Annotated in this window: 18 protein-coding genes and 1 pseudogene; 11 read left to right on the forward strand and 8 right to left on the reverse strand. The window is 40.0% G+C overall.

Annotated elements, in window-relative coordinates; genetic code table 11:
* Window positions 1-120: pseudogene (locus FTV30_RS12345) on the forward strand (IS30 family transposase); the annotation flags it as partial.
* Between the two features lie 88 nt (window positions 121-208).
* On the opposite strand, the gene FTV30_RS12350 reads toward FTV30_RS12345, so the two are convergent.
* Window positions 209-550: a hypothetical protein gene (locus FTV30_RS12350; protein WP_005096809.1), complete on the reverse strand. Its 342-nt coding sequence runs from the start codon at window positions 548-550 to the stop codon at window positions 209-211.
* 626 nt (window positions 551-1,176) lie between these two features.
* Between FTV30_RS12350 and FTV30_RS12355 the strand changes: the two genes are divergently transcribed.
* The 4 genes from FTV30_RS12355 (at window position 1,177) to FTV30_RS12370 (ending at window position 4,181) form a co-directional block, all read left to right on the forward strand.
* Window positions 1,177-2,306 (forward strand): IS3-like element ISAcsp5 family transposase gene (locus tag FTV30_RS12355; protein ID WP_100607972.1). Its coding sequence is split into 2 segments (ribosomal slippage): window positions 1,177-1,429 and window positions 1,429-2,306, totalling 1,131 coding nucleotides; the frame shifts between segments, so codons are not numbered across the junction.
* Between the two features lie 829 nt (window positions 2,307-3,135).
* The gene (locus FTV30_RS12360; protein WP_180001698.1) at window positions 3,136-3,426 is read left to right on the forward strand and encodes a type II toxin-antitoxin system HigB family toxin; all 291 of its coding nucleotides are present in this window, start codon (window positions 3,136-3,138) and stop codon (window positions 3,424-3,426) included.
* Window position 3,427: 1 nt separating this feature from the next.
* Window positions 3,428-3,829: a type II toxin-antitoxin system HigA family antitoxin gene (locus FTV30_RS12365; RefSeq protein WP_005096813.1), complete on the forward strand. Its 402-nt coding sequence runs from the start codon at window positions 3,428-3,430 to the stop codon at window positions 3,827-3,829.
* A 211-nt stretch (window positions 3,830-4,040) separates the two neighbouring features.
* Complete coding sequence (locus tag FTV30_RS12370; RefSeq protein ID WP_005096816.1) at window positions 4,041-4,181, forward strand: hypothetical protein; 141 nt, start codon at window positions 4,041-4,043, stop codon at window positions 4,179-4,181.
* Window positions 4,182-4,221: 40 nt separating this feature from the next.
* On the opposite strand, the gene FTV30_RS12375 is transcribed toward FTV30_RS12370, so the two are convergent.
* Window positions 4,222-4,857 carry an SOS response-associated peptidase gene (locus FTV30_RS12375; RefSeq protein WP_074382826.1) on the reverse strand — a complete coding sequence of 212 codons (636 nt, stop codon included), beginning with the start codon at window positions 4,855-4,857 and terminating at the stop codon, window positions 4,222-4,224.
* Window positions 4,858-5,315: 458 nt separating this feature from the next.
* Between FTV30_RS12375 and FTV30_RS12380 the strand changes: the two genes are divergently transcribed.
* Together FTV30_RS12380 and FTV30_RS12385 are read left to right on the forward strand one after the other, a co-directional pair.
* Window positions 5,316-5,585 (forward strand): hypothetical protein, encoded by a 270-nt coding sequence (locus FTV30_RS12380; RefSeq protein WP_180001699.1) that lies wholly within the window; start codon window positions 5,316-5,318, stop codon window positions 5,583-5,585.
* Between the two features lie 159 nt (window positions 5,586-5,744).
* Window positions 5,745-5,888, forward strand: a complete 144-nt coding sequence (locus FTV30_RS12385; protein ID WP_005171065.1) for a hypothetical protein — start codon at window positions 5,745-5,747, stop codon at window positions 5,886-5,888.
* A gap of 137 nt (window positions 5,889-6,025) precedes the next feature.
* Here the strand turns inward: FTV30_RS12385 and FTV30_RS12390 are convergent, their stop codons facing one another.
* Window positions 6,026-6,202 carry a hypothetical protein gene (locus FTV30_RS12390; RefSeq protein WP_180001700.1) on the reverse strand — a complete coding sequence of 59 codons (177 nt, stop codon included), beginning with the start codon at window positions 6,200-6,202 and terminating at the stop codon, window positions 6,026-6,028.
* Between the two features lie 681 nt (window positions 6,203-6,883).
* Between FTV30_RS12390 and FTV30_RS12395 the strand changes: the two genes are divergently transcribed.
* Window positions 6,884-8,053, forward strand: a complete 1,170-nt coding sequence (locus FTV30_RS12395) for an MFS transporter (RefSeq protein ID WP_180001701.1) — start codon at window positions 6,884-6,886, stop codon at window positions 8,051-8,053.
* Between the two features lie 19 nt (window positions 8,054-8,072).
* On the opposite strand, the gene FTV30_RS12400 is transcribed toward FTV30_RS12395, so the two are convergent.
* Both FTV30_RS12400 and FTV30_RS12405 read right to left on the reverse strand, forming a co-directional pair.
* On the reverse strand, window positions 8,073-9,563 hold the full coding sequence (locus tag FTV30_RS12400) for an amidase (protein ID WP_180001702.1): 1,491 nt from the start codon (window positions 9,561-9,563) through the stop codon (window positions 8,073-8,075).
* Between the two features lie 48 nt (window positions 9,564-9,611).
* The gene (locus FTV30_RS12405; protein WP_180001703.1) at window positions 9,612-11,042 is read right to left on the reverse strand and encodes a diguanylate cyclase; all 1,431 of its coding nucleotides are present in this window, start codon (window positions 11,040-11,042) and stop codon (window positions 9,612-9,614) included.
* Window positions 11,043-11,358: 316 nt separating this feature from the next.
* Here FTV30_RS12405 and FTV30_RS12410 point away from each other — a divergent pair, with 316 nt between their 5' ends.
* Window positions 11,359-11,802 (forward strand): hypothetical protein, encoded by a 444-nt coding sequence (locus FTV30_RS12410; RefSeq protein ID WP_171486399.1) that lies wholly within the window; start codon window positions 11,359-11,361, stop codon window positions 11,800-11,802.
* A 53-nt stretch (window positions 11,803-11,855) separates the two neighbouring features.
* Here the strand turns inward: FTV30_RS12410 and accC are convergent, their stop codons facing one another.
* The 3 genes from accC to aroQ are packed head-to-tail and all read right to left on the reverse strand — an operon-like array spanning window position 11,856 to window position 14,127.
* Window positions 11,856-13,220, reverse strand: coding sequence for an acetyl-CoA carboxylase biotin carboxylase subunit (gene accC / locus FTV30_RS12415; RefSeq protein WP_100355002.1), 1,365 nt, complete (start codon window positions 13,218-13,220; stop codon window positions 11,856-11,858).
* 18 nt (window positions 13,221-13,238) lie between these two features.
* Window positions 13,239-13,655, reverse strand: a complete 417-nt coding sequence (gene accB / locus FTV30_RS12420) for an acetyl-CoA carboxylase biotin carboxyl carrier protein (protein ID WP_005096830.1) — start codon at window positions 13,653-13,655, stop codon at window positions 13,239-13,241.
* Between the two features lie 16 nt (window positions 13,656-13,671).
* Window positions 13,672-14,127, reverse strand: coding sequence for a type II 3-dehydroquinate dehydratase (gene aroQ, locus FTV30_RS12425; RefSeq protein ID WP_005096831.1), 456 nt, complete (start codon window positions 14,125-14,127; stop codon window positions 13,672-13,674).
* A gap of 914 nt (window positions 14,128-15,041) precedes the next feature.
* On the opposite strand from aroQ, the gene ybaK reads away from it, so the two are divergent.
* Both ybaK and FTV30_RS12435 read left to right on the forward strand, forming a co-directional pair.
* Window positions 15,042-15,509, forward strand: a complete 468-nt coding sequence (gene ybaK / locus FTV30_RS12430; RefSeq protein WP_074382819.1) for a Cys-tRNA(Pro) deacylase — start codon at window positions 15,042-15,044, stop codon at window positions 15,507-15,509.
* 172 nt (window positions 15,510-15,681) lie between these two features.
* Window positions 15,682-16,935 (forward strand): YncE family protein, encoded by a 1,254-nt coding sequence (locus FTV30_RS12435; protein WP_180001704.1) that lies wholly within the window; start codon window positions 15,682-15,684, stop codon window positions 16,933-16,935.
* The last annotated feature ends 53 nt before the right edge of the window (window positions 16,936-16,988 follow it).

Below are 16,988 nucleotides of genomic sequence, written 5' to 3' on the forward strand. Positions count from 1 at the left end.
GTTGCCATGTCACTGAATACTCGCCCTAGAAAAGCGTTAGATTGGCTTACACCATTAGAGAAATTTGCTCAGCTTGTTGATTATCATAAGGCTTTTGAAACTGTCGCACCTCATGTTTGAATTCGCCCTGTACGTTCATAAAAAAACCGCCTGAATCAGGCGGTTTTTTTAGGGTAAAAATTTGGTTATAGACGTTAATCAGTATGAATTAACACTGGATATTGGCTTTCTGCTTATAAAAGCTTAAGGCATTGTCTAAATCTGTAAGCAGTCCTTTTTCTGTATATTCCTGAGGCATAAGTTTTAATAAAGCCGGCATATAACGAGTTTTATATTCTTTAGGATATTGTTCACAGAGTATGCGTGTTCTTTCTTCTGGACTAATACTGGAAGAATCTAGTTTGTCCAGATAAGCACTGAGTTGATTATCTGATTGTTCAAATTGGGCTTTGAGGGCTTGATCAGGTTCCGCTGAACTGTCGGCTTGCTGCTTTTGGCAGCCACTTATTGTCAGACTTATCAATAAAGTAATCAGTATACGATTTATCATGATGTCAAAATCTTGTTATTTGTCATATCAAAAATTATAGAGAGAAATAGCCAAAAAGAAAGCAGTCATCTACCAACTTTAGAAGAAGTCAAAAATTCCTGATATTCACATACAGTACAGCAACAGGGAATTTTATCCTAAAAAATGAACAAATTTATTGTTATGCATATTGATCTAAAGTGTCCATCTGTTTTCTCTTAAGCATAAAATTTAACGAATAAAATATATTTTGCCTAAATTAAAGCCATTCAATTAAGAAAAGTAACGCTTATTGCACATTTAGAAACATAGCCTCTATATATCACACACAGATTGACTGCTGGGCCAGTGATATCTTGGCTTCATTCCAAAAACTTAATGAAAATAATTAGAAAATCAGCACATTATAAAGCCTGCTTAATTTAGGAGAGTTAAGCAGGCTTTTTCTTGTTTATAAACACGGATTGCTCAATGAGAGCTTTTTACTTTAATTATTCTCTTTCACATAAGTTTTCATATACAACATAAAGCCTGAAAATTCTCTCAAGAGTGAAACATGTGATGTGGTTCTAGGATTTTAGACCACGCCTATAAGTGATAATCTACTCCCCAATAAGCATGGGAAATGCTTGTTTTTGGAGTCAACCATGACACGAAGAAAACGTCGTAATCATTCAGCAGAGTTTAAAGTTAAAGTTGCTCTCGCAGCAATTAAAGGCGACCACACACTCGCTGAACTTTCTACTCAATTCGATTTACATCAAAACCAAATCATCGATTGGAAAAATCAACTGCTTGAGCAATCAGTCAATATTTTTTCACGACCAACAGCACAACAAGAACCTGAGATTGACCTCAAAGCTCTACATGCCAAGATAGGACATCAGGCATTGCAAATTGATTTTTTAGAAGGTGCGCTCAGAAAAATAGGGCAGCTGAGCGGCAAAAAATGATCGATAAGACCCATCAACTTTCGGTACGACAACAATCGCAATTGATTCAAATCAATCGCAGTACGTTGTATTACAAGCCCAAAGAGATTTCATCAACTGATTTGAGTTGGATGCGTCTAATCGATGAAATTCATCTCGACTACCCATTTATGGGCAGTCGAATGATACGAGATATGCTACAGCGTCAAGGACATCAAATAGGTCGGCGTAAAGTCCGACGTTTAATGCGCTTGATGGGAATACATGCCTTGTATCCAAAACCCAATACCAGTAAGCCTAATCTTGCACACCGTATTTTCCCATATCTGTTGAAAAACATGGTCATCGATCACTCTAATCAAGTCTGGTGTACAGATATCACGTACATTCCTATGGCTAAAGGCTTTGTCTATCTGTGTGCAATTATAGATTGGCATAGTCGTAAAGTACTGGCTCATCGAGTATCGATCAGTATGGAAACAGACTTTTGCATAGATGCGTTGCAAGAAGCAATTGTGAAATATGGTTGTCCTGAGGTGTTTAATACAGACCAAGGCAGTCAATTCACAAGCGAGGCATTTTTGAATGAGTTAAAATTGCGAAATATCCGTATCAGTATGGATGGGAAAGGACGATGGATGGATAATGTAATGATTGAGCGTTTATGGCGCAGCGTGAAGCATGAGGAAGTCTATTTGAAGGCTTACGATACGGTTAAACAAGCGAAACAATCAATTGCTGAATATTTGGATTTTTATAACATGATACGTCCTCATTCAAGTTTGAATAAGGCAACACCGGATGAATTTTATGATCAACATTTACTAAAAGTAATGGCAGCATAATTTAAATATTTAGAGCGGATTTATCACTTATAAAACTGAATTGAGTGGTCTAATTAACGGAACCACATTACATGAATAGATGGTATTTATATATCTCTTTTTATAAAAAGACAGGGCAAAGCTATGATGAGATGTATATGTGCATTTGGCATGGGCGTGATGGTAGGTTGTTGTTTTAAATCTTGCAAAGAAAAAATGTGTCATATGATGGGCAATGATCATTGTAAGAAGGATCAAAAGACTAAAAGTGAAGAGCCTGCACGAACTTAAATGCCAAAAACTTAACTTTGCTTAAATTGTGAAATGTATTCAGGCGGTTAAGTTATTACTCAGGTCGTGATCCGATTATTCCGTATCGAGTTATTGAGTCTTAAAATCAATACAAGCTTAATCACTGATTAAGCTTGTTACATTCAGGAGAAAAGCATGATCCAGTTTATATTTTGTTTATTTGGCCTTCATGGTGCGACTGAAATCAATTACACCTGTGATCATGAAGAGGTGAAAGAGTGTCGTGATTGCTTGAAAGATATTGAATAATGCTCCAATTCACCGGATGTGTTAATGAAGCTCAATCCCCGTTCAATCATCAGTTGGCGGGGTTTTTGTTTGTGGGTGAAATTTTTATAATAAAAATCCAAGATAACGATTGAACTCAACTGGATTTAAATGATACGGGTCACAGTCTATACTTTATGAGAGTATGATTTAAATAGGATTACATGTCGATTAATGATTAAAATTGAGAACTAAAATAGCCGGATAAGAATATATTGCAAAATGCGATAATTTATATATACTAGAAATATAGCAAAATGCGATAAAATATATGCATGTGATCACCCACGCTCGAATTCTTGAAGCAACGCAAAAGTGGCCACAGGCTGGAACGGCATTAGATGGTTGGTATCGACTGATGAAGGCCAATCATCCTAAGGATTTTGCTGAGATGAAGAGACTCTTTCCCGCAGTAGATAAGGTTGGAAAGTTTCATATATTCGATATCGGTGGAAACAAGCTTCGGCTGATTGCTGTGGTGATGTATCAGGCAAAACGCGTTTATATTCGCCATGTCTTGTCTCACCATGAATATGATAAAGGTCATTGGAAGGAAGGTTAGAATGAATGCAATGATTAAACAGGCCGTTGATCACTGGCGTTATGTTGCACCATTGCTCAGCAAGCCGGAAAATGAGGATGACTTTCATACACTAACTGAAGCCCTGGATGAGCTTTTGGACATTGTCGGCGATGATGAATCACATCCTTTAATGGGGCTTATTCATCAACTGGGTGATCTGGTTTCGGCGTATGAGCATGAACATCTACCCATGCCAGAAGGTGATGGACGAACGGCTTTGGCCTTGTTGATGGAGCAACACGGGCTTAGTCAAGCAGACTTGTCTGATGTCGCGACACAATCAGTAATTTCAGAAATATTGAATGGCAAACGTCAGCTGAATATCCGTCATATCAAGGCTTTGTCTGAGCGCTTTGATGTATCGGCAGATACTTTCTTTTAATCGATGCCCGCCTAAGCTGATATTTCCATGCTGTGCTGTCTAATCAGGTAGCGCTGCTCATTTGATTATTTAAATTTCAAGTGTCGTGAAAGGTGAGAGCGCCTCCAGAAAAGTTTGCTTTTCTAAAAAGTGAATGTGAAACATAAATAATATTGATGTTTAGGATCAGATGTCATATTTATTTCTTAATGGATCGATAAAGGAGATACACATGACCAATAAATCAGAGCAAGAATCAAATCCGCAAAAAGAATCTAATGATGATAAAGGCAATCAGGATTCGTATAAGGGCGTGAAGCCAGAGAAAAAACCCAATGCAGAACCGGAAAATCCATTGAGAGAACAAAAATAGCTCTTTCACATTTTAAAAGCCCTAACTTGCTTTAGGGCTTTTAGTTTTTCGACAACCGGTGATCTCTGGGTTTCGCTCTAAACTCATCTCTCATTTCAAAGAAAAACTCATGAGCTTGTTCATGATCGCAGCATAACCAATCATGGCGTGATTCTTCAGGAATCACAATAATCGAGCGCTTCTCGTCATCTGGATGGTGGAACTGTTTCATCAATAGGTGTTGATCGGAATTTATAGTCAGCATCGAAAATGATCTGATTTTTTCACCCTCAATGAGCACATCATCATAAATGGCTGCAACGGTAAAAGGGTTGCCATCTTCACGTGAAATACCAAACCAGTGCGGTTTTCCATCGATATATTTAGGTTCATAGAAAGTATCCACGGGCACTAAAGCAAACTGGTTGTTTTTCCAGGCATGTCGAAAACTTGGCTTGGACGCTATTGTTTCAGTTCGGGCATTGTAAGTATGTCGACCATATTTTAATTCTTTCGCCCAAAAGGGAATCAGTCCGAAACGTGCAATATCTAACTCAAACCCCTCAGCACCTCGCATCATGATAGGAGCAGGTGCTAAGGGGTAAACATGTGATTTCATGTTCAATTCAAGTTGTTCTGCATGAAGATCTAATAAAGAGAGCTGACTTTTTGAGGGGAATTCATAGTTTGAACACATGACCGACCTCTTTGCTTAGCATTCTGATCTGCGATAACAATTAAACTATAAGAATGATGACCTCAAAACAATTCGAAATCGTAAATGTAGTTGGGTCTGGAAACGGAATTTTTATGGTGAATATGAATGTAATTTTTCGCCAATGGATGAAAAACAATCTTCGATAAAATGAGCGCCCAGATTCCATTGCTATAGTTTTATTTCCAGTTTTGCCTCCTTTGCCTGAAGGAGCTATCTTTTGCGCAGAAAGGTCATGCTGCATTTTATCTTTTGTTTATTCGGTCTTCATGGTGTCACAGAAATCGAATGCCAAGCGGATGGTAAAGAAGCGAAAGTATGTCGTGACTGCTTGAAAGAAGAAAGGGTTACATAAACGGTAAGAAAAGCTTAAACATTCTTATCACTATTAATTCAGAATAGGCATTCACAATAAAACTCATAATTTTAGAGAATACAGAATGCCTAGAAATAATTATTTACCCGCTCTAGAACAAGTTTATGAGTTTTTAAAAGAACGTCCTGGCTTTAAAGAGAAAAGTGAGTTTGATAAGTCAGTAGAGTATTTTAGAACGCTGCACGAAGGAGAGCCTCAGGAATTTAAAGTCCAAGCATTCCATAACATTAGTGGTAAATTTGGAAATAAAGAAATACTGAGCATAAGTTCTGCACCTAAATTTACAGATAAAAACAGCTTCCTTAATTGGGCTGATATGCACATCAACAATTAGGTTTTGACGTTAGAACAGCTTATCCAATGGTCAGCTTTGTTATTTTCTACCCATACATTAATTAACATGGAGTACAAAAAACACTCTAAATTAAGTTGGAAAACTACACATTTGAATGCTAATTTTTGTATTCAAATCTGACAGTTAATGAGGTGAGCAATGAAGTTGTTGACTTTGTTTGGTGTAGGCGTAGCCGCAAGCTATTGTTATAAATCTATGAAAAATGGCAAGCTCGCTCTTTCCAGACCAAATTTTGATGAAAGTGTAAAACAATTTGTACTGCAAGAATTCGCAGCTTCGTAAGAATTAGATCTATTGGATTAAAGAGCTCATCATAGGATGGGCTTTTTTATTTCTCAGGCTTTTATGGAAAATGTTTATCTTTTGAATGCAAAAAGCCTATCAGGGAGATAGGCTTCTTTTATTAATTCAACATAATATTATGAGTTTTTCTTATCCGCCTGATTTTTTTGATCATTTTGCTCTTTGGTCATAGGAGCTGGCTCTCCTTGATTCGGTTTTTGCTCTTGCTCATTTGGCTTAGGTTTGTTCTCAGTCGCATTATTAGAAAATTGATTGAAAGACGCTTTTTGAGCAGTATTTGTATTAACTAACATAAGTTTCTCAATTTTAATTGTCGAAGATTCGACCTGCCTAGAATGGCATATTAAAAGCACTTACAATGAGATGATTTAGAGATGCGAGTGTAGCGATATGTAGGATTTCGAGATTTATATCTTATTCATATTTCGGCATATTTTTGAATTATGGTGCAGGTAGATGATTTGTCTACTAAAGTGCGAAGTCAATGGAATTATCGGATATTGCTTCGATACCTAAACTCCACAATGAGTATTTTAGTTCTAAAAATAGGCCTCTTAAATAGAGGATTGAAGATTTTAAATCAGTGGCTTAGCTATTTGGAGAGAAGATTTAAAGCGTGTTTTTATTTCAAAAGTATTCAATATTCCCGTAACTTTGCTTTATTAAGTATCAAAGGTGAATTGAAATAACTCCTTCTTAAAAATATTCCCATTTTTTATCCGAGGTTGCTTTATAAAAATAGATTCATGTTTTTACGTATTGTAAATGCCTTTCAATATTGATTTTTTACTTTAGCCACATTTAGCCATAAACTTACGAAAATTTCGTGCCTTAGGGTGCACTCTACAAATTTTTTTAAAATATATTTTCTGTGGATTTGTAGACCTTTGAACAGCAAGTAAGGGCAATTCAATGCAATATGACGCAACTATTAGTATTTATAAGCCATTGAAGATGCAAGGGAATACAATCTAATGCAAGCACTTGCAATCAGTACCAGACTGGGAGGATTCTATTTTTTCTACTATGCGATTGTGGGCGCATTCATGCCGTTCTGGAGTCTGTATCTGGAAGATCAAGGCTTTAACTATCAGGAAATCGGTGTTTTATCTTCTATTGCGATTCTCACTCGGTTTTTTGCGCCTTTTATTTGGGGCTGGATTGCAGATAAATCTGGTAAGCGCATGTTGCTGGTACGGATTGCCACCTGGATGGAAGCCTGTATCTGGTTGATGATATTTATCATTCCTAACAGCTTTCAGTCAGTGGCTTTACTGATGCTGATTTTCAGCTTTTTTCAAAATGCGATTTTGGCACAATTTGAAGGCGTGACTCTATTCTGGCTCGGGGAAAAAAGAGCAGAACTTTATGGCAAAGTCCGGAAATGGGGTTCGGTTGGATTTATTATCGGTGTATTTGGCTTGGGCGCCATCTTTGAAATTATCAGCATTAGCATGCTTCCAGTTTTATTGCTGTGTATTTCATTTCTGGCTTTTCTCTGGTCTTTTAGCATTAAAGAACCCACGGCGGCGCCTATTGCACAGAAAAAGCTGGAAGCCCTCTGGCCGATTTTCAAGCGCCCGGTTGTATACAGCTTTTTTCTGATTGAACTGATCATGCTGTTTTCACATGCGCCGTTTTATAGTTTTTATAGTAATTATCTTAGTCAGGCGGGATTTAGTAGCAGTCAGATCGGATTGCTTTGGTCCATTGGGGTTATTGCTGAAATTATTATGTTTGCTTATGCTACCTTCTTTCTGACACGCTGGTCATGGCGTCATCTGGTGATACTTTGCCTGTTGATGACTGGCTTCAGATGGCTGATTGTAGGCATATTTCCATCTGTATTTGTGGCACAATTTTTTGCCCAAACGATTCATGCCTTGAGTTTTGGTTTATTTCACATGATCGCCATGCGGGTTATTTTCCAGAACTTCTCTGCTGCACAGCAAGGCCGTGGACAGGCTTTATATAGCACCATGTGGGGCTTAGGCGTAGCAAGTGGCAGCATTCTGGCGGGCTATTATTGGGATAAAATTGGCGGAGAAACCATCTTTATGTTTGCCGCCGCATCGACTTTGTTTGGTTTGTTATTGATTTTTGGGTTGCCCAATAAAGTTGAGCAATCAAAGATATCTTCATGATGCCTCTGATGCTTAAAATTTAGATCCGAATTTTGGCGTACTGATGAACCCAAGGCTGTGCCTGTTCCAGTTGAGCAGCTAATTGTAATAGCCGGTCTTCACGGGCAAAGGGTGCAATAAACTGCGAACCGAGCGGCAGGTTTTGTTCATTCCAGTACAAGGGTACTGACATGGCTGGAAGCCCGGTAATATTGGCAAGTTGAGTAAAAGGTACCCATTTCAGGTTTTCTTTGACAATCTGATCGACCAGTTTACCTTGTGCCAGCAGATGGGCCTTACCTATACCCAATAAAGCCTTTAAAATTGGCTTCTGCCATGCAGGTGTTTTGACTTCGCCATTTTTCGGTGCGACGGTTGCGGTTGCAGGCGTCAGATACAGATCATAATCATCAAAGAAATGATTCATCTGGGTCACGTACTGGCCCCAGTTATTCAGGTTCTGGATATAATCAAGTGCGCTGGTTTTAGCTCCAAAAGCCGCCAGTGCTAAAGAGTCCAGTTCAAAATCCTTCGCTTTAGACGAGTAGCCTTTCTGGATTTCATCCAGCATAAATGAAAACTGGCTAAACCAGGTGGTAATAAAATCCTTGGCCAGTTGCATGCCATCGATGGCCGGACGGTCTTCAACCACCTCATGTCCCAAAGATTCCAGCAGTTTGGCCGTCTGTTCGATGGCTTTCACAGCATCCGGAGAGACAGGCGTGCCAATGGTAGAATGGGGATTAAAGGCAATTTTCAGTTTTTTCGGTGGTTGCTGAATCACATCCAAATAATGATGCTGTGGACGCTGAATCTTAAATAGCGAGCTGTGATCTTCACCATGCGTGGCATCCAGCATTGCAGCACTGTCCCGCACTGTTTTAGTCAGGACATGCTGAATCGCTGCACCATGCATGGCCTCACTCATTTGCGGCCCCCAGGGGGTACGGCCACGACTTGGTTTTAGACCAAACAGCCCGCAATATGAAGCGGGGATACGTATCGAACCGCCGCCATCGCCTGCACCCGCAATTGGTACAATGCCGGCAGCCACAGCAGAAGCCGAGCCACCCGAAGAGCCGCCGCTATTATGTTGTAAATTCCATGGATTTTTACAGCTACCCCAGGCATCTGGTTCGGTAATCCCTTTAATGCCAAATTCAGGCGTATTGGTACGGCCAAAAGTGACAATTCCAGCTTTTTCCCAACGATTGACAATCTCGGCATTGGTTTCGGCAATATAACCGATCCGTTTTAAGCCCTGACAGCCATAAGAGGTTGGATAACCTGCATATTCCTGAAACAGGTCTTTGACCAGAAAAGGCACACCGGCAAAAGGTCCGGATAAATTCTGCTGGGTCCGTTTTAATGCATGCTCATGCATGGGAATAATAATAGCATTCAGTTCGGGATTGGCAATTGAGCTACGCTCTAAGGCAGCGGATAAAAGTTCACTGGAATGTACCTGTTTATTGGCGACCAGTTCAGCCAGTCCTAAACCGTCATATTGTAGATATTCTTCTAATTTCATTGCCATTCCCTAGCGTTAATGCTGTTCAAGGTTGTAGATGATTTTAGTTTAAGATGCAAGTACCACCTGATTACGTCCACGATGTTTGGCCTGATATAAGGCTTGATCCGCAATATTGATCAGGTGTTGCAGGTCTTGTGATTGTGGTTCATTTTGATGGGTAATCCCTACACTCACGGTAATGTAGAGATCTGAACCATCTGATTGATGCATCGGGGTTTTTTCTACACGTTTACGTATGCGTTCTGCAATATCCTTAGCCTCAAAAGGCTCGGTGTTCCAGAGTAACAGCACAAATTCTTCCCCACCAATTCGTGCAAACAGATCTTCAGCACGTAAATTGCAGCGAATGATTTCCGCAAAATGTTGCAGCACTTTGTCACCGACATGATGGCCAAAATCATCGTTCAGACGTTTGAAATGATCAATATCCAGCATGATGACCGAAAATTCCATTCTGTTGGCATATTGCAGTAAATATTCACCTTTCTGAAAGAAAAAATGACGGTTCATGGTGCGGGTCAGACTGTCATGATTGGCCAGATAGAGAACCCGTTTAAACAGTTCATTGCGGTTTTGGCTGATAATACACAGGATGAGCGGAGATAAGGCCAGCATAAACAGCCCGATCCGGAGCGAAATATAAATCGTAGAATCTGCCAAGGTGTCATGCGTTGTGGCATAAAACTGCGTCAGGCTGTAATAGGTTAAAATAGTCACAAACGCATTAATCAGTGTCATGCTAAACAGGCGATAGGTTAATGCGGCCCAGATCAGCGCAGCCAAAGGATAGAGCAGGGCGCCCGGACCTGAAAAAATATTGGTAATGATGACACAGGCCACGACTGAAGATGCCGGTAAAAAATAGCTGAAATAATTACGTTTTTGACGACGGTTTTTAAATAGATACTGCAGGTCTTTTATTCTTGGGAATGCCAAGATTAAAGGGAGAAACACAATATAATTCACCATTTCTCCGGTCCACCACAGACCAAAATCAATCCATAAATTTTCTTTGGTCATGAATGAATTTGGTAGATTCGGCAAGGTGAGAACTGCAAAGGCTGCACTGGCCAGACAGCCTGCAAAAGCGAAGATGCCAAATAAATGAACAAAGGTATAACCGGTATTATAGTATTTGTAATTAATCTTGAAATATCGAATAAAAAATATCGAAACAATGGTACTAATCAAATTGGAAAGGGTAAGAAACAGGCTATGCAGTAAACCATTCCCGGTGACCAGATCTGCAAACATAAAAGCACTGAACGCGCCTAACCAGCCTCCCAGATTATTTAAATGTGGAAAGCGTAAAAATAGGGCCAGCAAAGCCGCGTTCGCCGGCCATAATAAGGCCAGATACTCTAGCGGTCTGGTTGCGATCCCAATAAGACAACATACTAAAACAGCAAAAACAATAACGAAATAAGCATGAGTTTCATGATTTAATTGTTTTTCTGTTATTCGAGCTAATTGCAAATTTAAAATCCTATATTCAAATTTTTAAGTGTGAATGATCACTTTGTTTAGCAACTAAGTTTGACCCAAAATATGATTTTATTGTTTGATTAATCTGTTATTAATACGAACTATTAAGATTCTTATATACGAAATATATACAAAAAAAATCAGAAAAGAAATCTATGTTTTTAAACAATGTGATAAATAGTTTCTGACTCTGTATTGAAATTGCGTTAGAGTGGGACATGATCCCAATAAATATGATAATTTAGAATTAATTGTTAAAAAGATGCCAGTAAATATGAAAAAAACATGTCTTAGCCTTATCTTAATCATGAGCTCACCTTGGCTAATGGCGACAGAAAATAAAAAATCAGAGAATACTCCAGTTAAAACTGCTGAAATTCCAAATACCTTTACTGTTAAAACCCGTCCGGAAATTGTCGGTTTGTGGGGGATGGAAATTCCGAATAATAAAAAGTGCATCGAATATTATAATTTTAAGGGAAATAATAATGTTGTGATCAAAAGTGGCGACGAATGGACATCAGGGTTATATGATTATCAACCCGCACAAGACCCTTCGCAGCAGATTCCCGCACTAATTCTGCAAGTGAAATATGATAATAATGAAAAAGACTGCTCGGGTAACCAAGTTGACCAATCTGGTGAAATTTCACAGTATTTTGTGAAATGGCAAAACTCTTATACGATTAATTTCTGTGCCAATGAAAAAGCTGAGCAATGTTTTGCCGTCCTCAGACGCGTATTGCCTTAGATTGCAAACAATAAAAAACCGCTGAATGACAGCGGTTTTTTATGAGCTTTGATTTAAGCTTTGTCTTCAGCACCTTCAAGCTGCTTTAACAAATGCTTCTCTAGGTAATGAATATCCATTGCCTGTTTGCAGAAGTTTTTATCCTGAAGGATTAAATCTTTGTGCAAAGGAATGTTGGTTTTAACACCAGTCAAAATCATTTCTTCCAAGGCATTTCTCATGCGAGAAATAGACGTCTCACGGTCCTTGCCATGCGAAATCAGTTTGGCGATCATCGAGTCATAATACGGCGGAATGCTATAGCCTGGGTAGATGTGCGAGTCTAAGCGGATACCTGCGCCGCCTGGTGCATAGAAGCTCTCAATCTTGCCGGGTGAAGGCAAGAAGGTTGATGGATCTTCTGCGTTAATACGGCATTCAATCGCATGTCCTAAAACCTTAACATCTTCTTGCTGAATATCGAGACCTAAGCCACCAGCAATACGCAATTGCTGTTCGATAATATCAATACCGGTTACCATTTCAGTTACCGGATGTTCAACCTGAACACGCGTATTCATTTCAATGAAGAAGAATCCATCATCTTCAAACAGGAATTCGAATGTACCTGCACCACGATATTGCATCAGTTTACAGGCATTGACACAGGCTTCTAGAATATCGGCACGTGCTTGCTCTGGTAAGTTCGGTGCTGGCGCTTCTTCCAGTACTTTTTGATGGCGACGCTGTAGCGAGCAGTCACGATCATAGAGGTGAATCGCGTGGCCATTACCATCAGCCAGTACCTGGACTTCGACATGACGTGGCTTTTGCAGGAAACGTTCCATATAGACCGTATCATCACCGAACCACATTTCCGCATCACGCTGTGCAGCCTGAACAGATTCGAGCAGGGTATCGACATTTTCTACGATACGCATACCACGACCACCACCGCCAGAAGCAGCTTTGACAATCAGCGGGAAACCGATCTCTTTCGCTTCAGCGAGTGCATTGTGAATGGTTACGGCATGGTCGCAGCCCGGTACAGTTGGTACACCCGCTTTTTTCATGGCAATAATGGCAGAAACCTTGTTCCCCATTAAGCGAATATGTTCTGGACGTGGACCGATAAAGATAAAACCAGAATTTTCTACGATTTCTGCAAATTCAGCATTTTCAGCGAGAAAACCATAACCAGGATGGATGGCATCTGCGCCAGTAATTTCAGCAGCTGTAATAATCGCAGGAATATTCAGATAGCTGTCACTGCTCGCACCCGGACCGATACACACGGCTTCATCACAGAAACGCAAATGCATCAGGTCTTTGTCTGCGTCAGAATAGACACCTACGGTTTTGATCCCTAAAGTTCTGCAAGCCCGGGTGATGCGTAAAGCAATTTCACCACGGTTTGCAATTAAAACTTTTTGCAACATTATAAATCCCCGGGGTGATTAAGCGCGGTAGCGGAAAAGTGGTTGGCCGAATTGAATCACTTCACCATTTTTCACTAGAATTTCTTCGATCACACCACTTTGAGTTGCTTCAATCGGGTTCATGATTTTCATTGCTTCGATAATACCTAAGGTATCACCAGCAGAAACGGTTTGACCCACTTTGACAAATGTCGCTTCGCCTGGGCTTGGTGCAGAGTAAAACACCCCAACCATTGGAGATGTTTCAACAGCACCGCGCGGAGACTTCGCCGCAGGTACTTCAGCTGCAGGTGCAGGCATTGCAGGAACAGCCGCTGCAACCACTGGATTACGACGAGTTAATGCAATCGATTGATCGCCTTCTTTAACTTCGATCGCCTGTAAGTCAGATTCAATCATCAAGTCGATGAGTTTCTTGATTTTACGGATATCCATGAGACAGTATTCCTAATTAAGATTTTGTAGAAGATTGTATTTTTTCAATGACATAGTCGAGCGCAGCAGCATAGCCTTTTGCACCCAGACCACAGATCACGCCGATGGCTTTATCGGACAAGTACGAATGATGTCGAAATGCCTCGCGTGCATGGACGTTTGACAAATGGACTTCAATAAAAGGAATGGCGACACCAAGCAGGGCATCGCGAACCGCAACAGAACTATGTGTCAATGCTGCCGGATTGATAATGATATATTGTACGCCGTCGAGTTGGGCTTGATGAATTCGGTCAACGATTGCGCCTTCCCAGTTGCTTTGGAAGGTATCGAGTTGTAATGTGGCCTGTTGAGCCTGAGCAGTCAGTTGCTGATTAATATCGCCAAGCGTAAGATGACCATAAACTTCTGGTTCGCGCTTTCCAAGCAAATTTAAATTCGGTCCATGAATAACCAAAATGGTCGAACTCATCCAGCATGCTCCAATTAAAAAGTATCGAGGTTTGTTTGCAAGATAGCTGCAAACTCTGCTTATTATTGCATGATTTTCTACATGACTATTTATAATTTCTTTGAATTGACGTAGAAAGCATATCCTAAACAGTGGCGCTATAATGAAAACTTTGCAGAGATTTGGCAATGTTAAAAAATTACAATTCGCAGGGTATTCAGATTGTTTTCATTGTAAACCCAATTGGCAAAAACAGTTAATATCCTTTATGTAACTGTATCTTCATGTTAAGGATCAGCTCTGCTGTTTGATCATATTTTTAATCTTGCAAAATTCATGTCTGGCCTAAACGATTAGGACATTCAATCGAGAGATCCTTGATTTGCGTGAGAGGATGACTAGCCTAACTTTGCCTTTAACCGTGCTTCCCTTAATGTCAAAATCTCATCTTGAAAAGATGGAGAAATACTTAAAAAGGCAAGATAAGACAATATGTTAATAAGCTTATTTTAATATTTTAGTCTGTGTTTTTATATGCATTTTATTACAAAATACCAGATAAAAATAAGTTACTTCAATTTAGAGATCAGTTTTATGTTCTGTTTCTAAATTTATAAAGCTGACTAAGAAACAGACATCGAATTTAAAGAGATTTATAGCGAAGGATTTGGAAAAATTTAGATTGTCGCTATCTTGATGAAATGACGAATATGTTCATTTCAAAGCATTCTAAGTCGCTAGGCACAGGCGCATCTGATATCTAGATAGTGGCAAAAACACATATCTTTGTTGGTATTTTACACGTCACTCTCTTTGCAAAAAATCTCAGAAACAGCTTGTAGTCATGCATATGGAGCAGAGGTATGGGGCAAAAACATTAACTTCTTGAGCGAATATTTATATACTAAGGCGATCAGACTTGAGCCAGAAGTATTATGACACCTGCATGTAAACTCTTAAAAACTCAAAAAATTGAATATAGTATTCATGAATATGAACATGATGCCAATGCGAAAAGCTTTGGTTTAGAGGCTGCAGAAAAATTAGGATTACAAGTCGAAGAAGTCTTTAAAACGCTATTGGTAACAGATGAAAAACAGTATTTTGTTGCCGTGTTACCAGTCAATCATCAGCTTAATCTAAAAAAAGTAGCGGCAGCTTGTGGTTGTAAGAAACTGCAAATGGCAGATCCGAAACATGCAGAACGTTTAACCGGTTATCTGGTCGGTGGAATCAGTCCAATCGGACAAAAGAAGCGTTTAAAAACAGTCATTGATGTATCAGCAGAAAAGCTCAATAAAATATATGTGAGTGGCGGTAAAAGAGGCTTGGATATCGGACTGAAGCCGGCTGATCTTGCCAAAGTGCTGAATGCACAGTTTGTCGATGTGCTGGATGTATAAGGTCAAATTCCCCTGAAGATTTATATGAATAGCGTTTGAAGTGATCTTTTTTTGGTCGGAAAAATCAGCAAATCATTTTATACCTTTGTATATTAGGTCACGAATAAGCACAGCGGAAATGTGCGCAATAAAGAATTAAAAATAATAAAAATGATTATGCGGAGCATAAAGGATGAAAGTTCAAAATAAAAAATGGCCACGATTCTATCTGACCTTATCTGCAATGGCGATGCTGTCTGCGTTTCCGAGTGTACAGGCCGCTTCTGCGCCTTCAGCTGCACCTGTCAATTCACAGCAGGTTTTCTTTGTCGGAAACAACTGGGATGGCACAGTGACTGTGATTCGTCCATCGGGTGATTTTGGCAAAATTGGCGTCATTAACATGATTCCTGACCGTAAAGAGCGTCTCAAAGAAATTCATCTCAATCCAATCAAGCTGATTGCCTATACCTATATTCAGGCCACAGCGGGTGAAGGTAATGATCAGTTGGTAGATGATATGTACTCGACGCCAGATGGTCAGTCCATCGTGGCATCGCGTCCAAGTTTCGCCGATGTGGTCTCTATTAATATCAAAACAGGCAAGATGAACTGGCGTACACCAGTTGAAGGTTTTCGCGCCGATCACATGGCGGTTTCGCCAGATGGTCAACGCGTGGCGGTGTCAGCATCTTCAGGCAATGTGGTACATGTCCTGGATATTCACACTGGCAAAGAGTTAGGGCGTTTTGCTACGGGTGATAAACCGCATGAAAATATCTACTTCGATGATGGTAACAAAATCCTGAACTCCGCGATTGGCAATGTTGAAACGTCAATGGATGCACAGTGGCAGGATTTCACCAAAGGAAAACGCTACATTAGTATCGCGGATGCCAATACCCATCAAGTGCTGAGAAAAATTGATTTCAGACCTGCACTCGATGCATTTGGTCGCAAGGATTTATCCAATTCAGTTCGACCAATGGTATTTAGCAAGGATGAAACGAAACTTTATGCCCAGGTTTCATTCTTTAATGGTCTGATTGAATACGATCTGAATCAGAACAAGATTAGCCGGATCGGACAGCTCCCTGGTAGTGATAGTATCCCGAAAGACCGGACAAAATGGGTCAATGATTCGCGTCATCATGGTTTGTCAATCAGTGCTGATGGTGAAAAGCTCTGTGTTGCAGGAACCATGGATGATTATGCCACGATTGTAAATCGTAAGATGCTGACTGCGGGCAAACTGATTCCTGCCGGTAAACCCTATTGGGCAACGCGTAGTCCAGATGGTAAAAGCTGTGTGATTTCCGAAAGTGAAACCGATGTGGTGACCGTGATTGATTTTTCCACAGGGGATAAAGTGCTCAGTGTGCCAGTTGGGAATCATCCACAACGTGTCCGGATCGGCTATGTACCAATAGACTGGTCAACGCCGTAGTCGAGCAACGATACAGGCGGCGTTTTGATAAGAGCTGTCTTTATTGGGTTGAG

This window comes from Acinetobacter sp. YH12255 (genome assembly GCF_013417355.1).
GTDB lineage: Bacteria > Pseudomonadota > Gammaproteobacteria > Pseudomonadales > Moraxellaceae > Acinetobacter > Acinetobacter pseudolwoffii.

Coding starts and splice junctions, on each gene's coding strand:
- FTV30_RS12435 (WP_180001704.1), top strand. CDS start 15,682: ATGAAAGTTCAAAATAAAAAATGGCCACGATTCTATCTGACCTTATCT.
- FTV30_RS12380 (WP_180001699.1), top strand. CDS start 5,316: ATGCCTAGAAATAATTATTTACCCGCTCTAGAACAAGTTTATGAGTTT.
- FTV30_RS12385 (WP_005171065.1), top strand. CDS start 5,745: ATGAAGTTGTTGACTTTGTTTGGTGTAGGCGTAGCCGCAAGCTATTGT.
- FTV30_RS12350 (WP_005096809.1), bottom strand. CDS start 550: ATGATAAATCGTATACTGATTACTTTATTGATAAGTCTGACAATAAGT.
- FTV30_RS12370 (WP_005096816.1), top strand. CDS start 4,041: ATGACCAATAAATCAGAGCAAGAATCAAATCCGCAAAAAGAATCTAAT.
- FTV30_RS12400 (WP_180001702.1), bottom strand. CDS start 9,563: ATGAAATTAGAAGAATATCTACAATATGACGGTTTAGGACTGGCTGAA.
- FTV30_RS12375 (WP_074382826.1), bottom strand. CDS start 4,857: ATGTGTTCAAACTATGAATTCCCCTCAAAAAGTCAGCTCTCTTTATTA.
- accC (WP_100355002.1), bottom strand. CDS start 13,220: ATGTTGCAAAAAGTTTTAATTGCAAACCGTGGTGAAATTGCTTTACGC.
- aroQ (WP_005096831.1), bottom strand. CDS start 14,127: ATGAGTTCGACCATTTTGGTTATTCATGGACCGAATTTAAATTTGCTT.
- accB (WP_005096830.1), bottom strand. CDS start 13,655: ATGGATATCCGTAAAATCAAGAAACTCATCGACTTGATGATTGAATCT.
- FTV30_RS12365 (WP_005096813.1), top strand. CDS start 3,428: ATGAATGCAATGATTAAACAGGCCGTTGATCACTGGCGTTATGTTGCA.
- FTV30_RS12360 (WP_180001698.1), top strand. CDS start 3,136: ATGCATGTGATCACCCACGCTCGAATTCTTGAAGCAACGCAAAAGTGG.
- ybaK (WP_074382819.1), top strand. CDS start 15,042: ATGACACCTGCATGTAAACTCTTAAAAACTCAAAAAATTGAATATAGT.
- FTV30_RS12390 (WP_180001700.1), bottom strand. CDS start 6,202: ATGTTAGTTAATACAAATACTGCTCAAAAAGCGTCTTTCAATCAATTT.
- FTV30_RS12395 (WP_180001701.1), top strand. CDS start 6,884: ATGCAAGCACTTGCAATCAGTACCAGACTGGGAGGATTCTATTTTTTC.
- FTV30_RS12410 (WP_171486399.1), top strand. CDS start 11,359: ATGAGCTCACCTTGGCTAATGGCGACAGAAAATAAAAAATCAGAGAAT.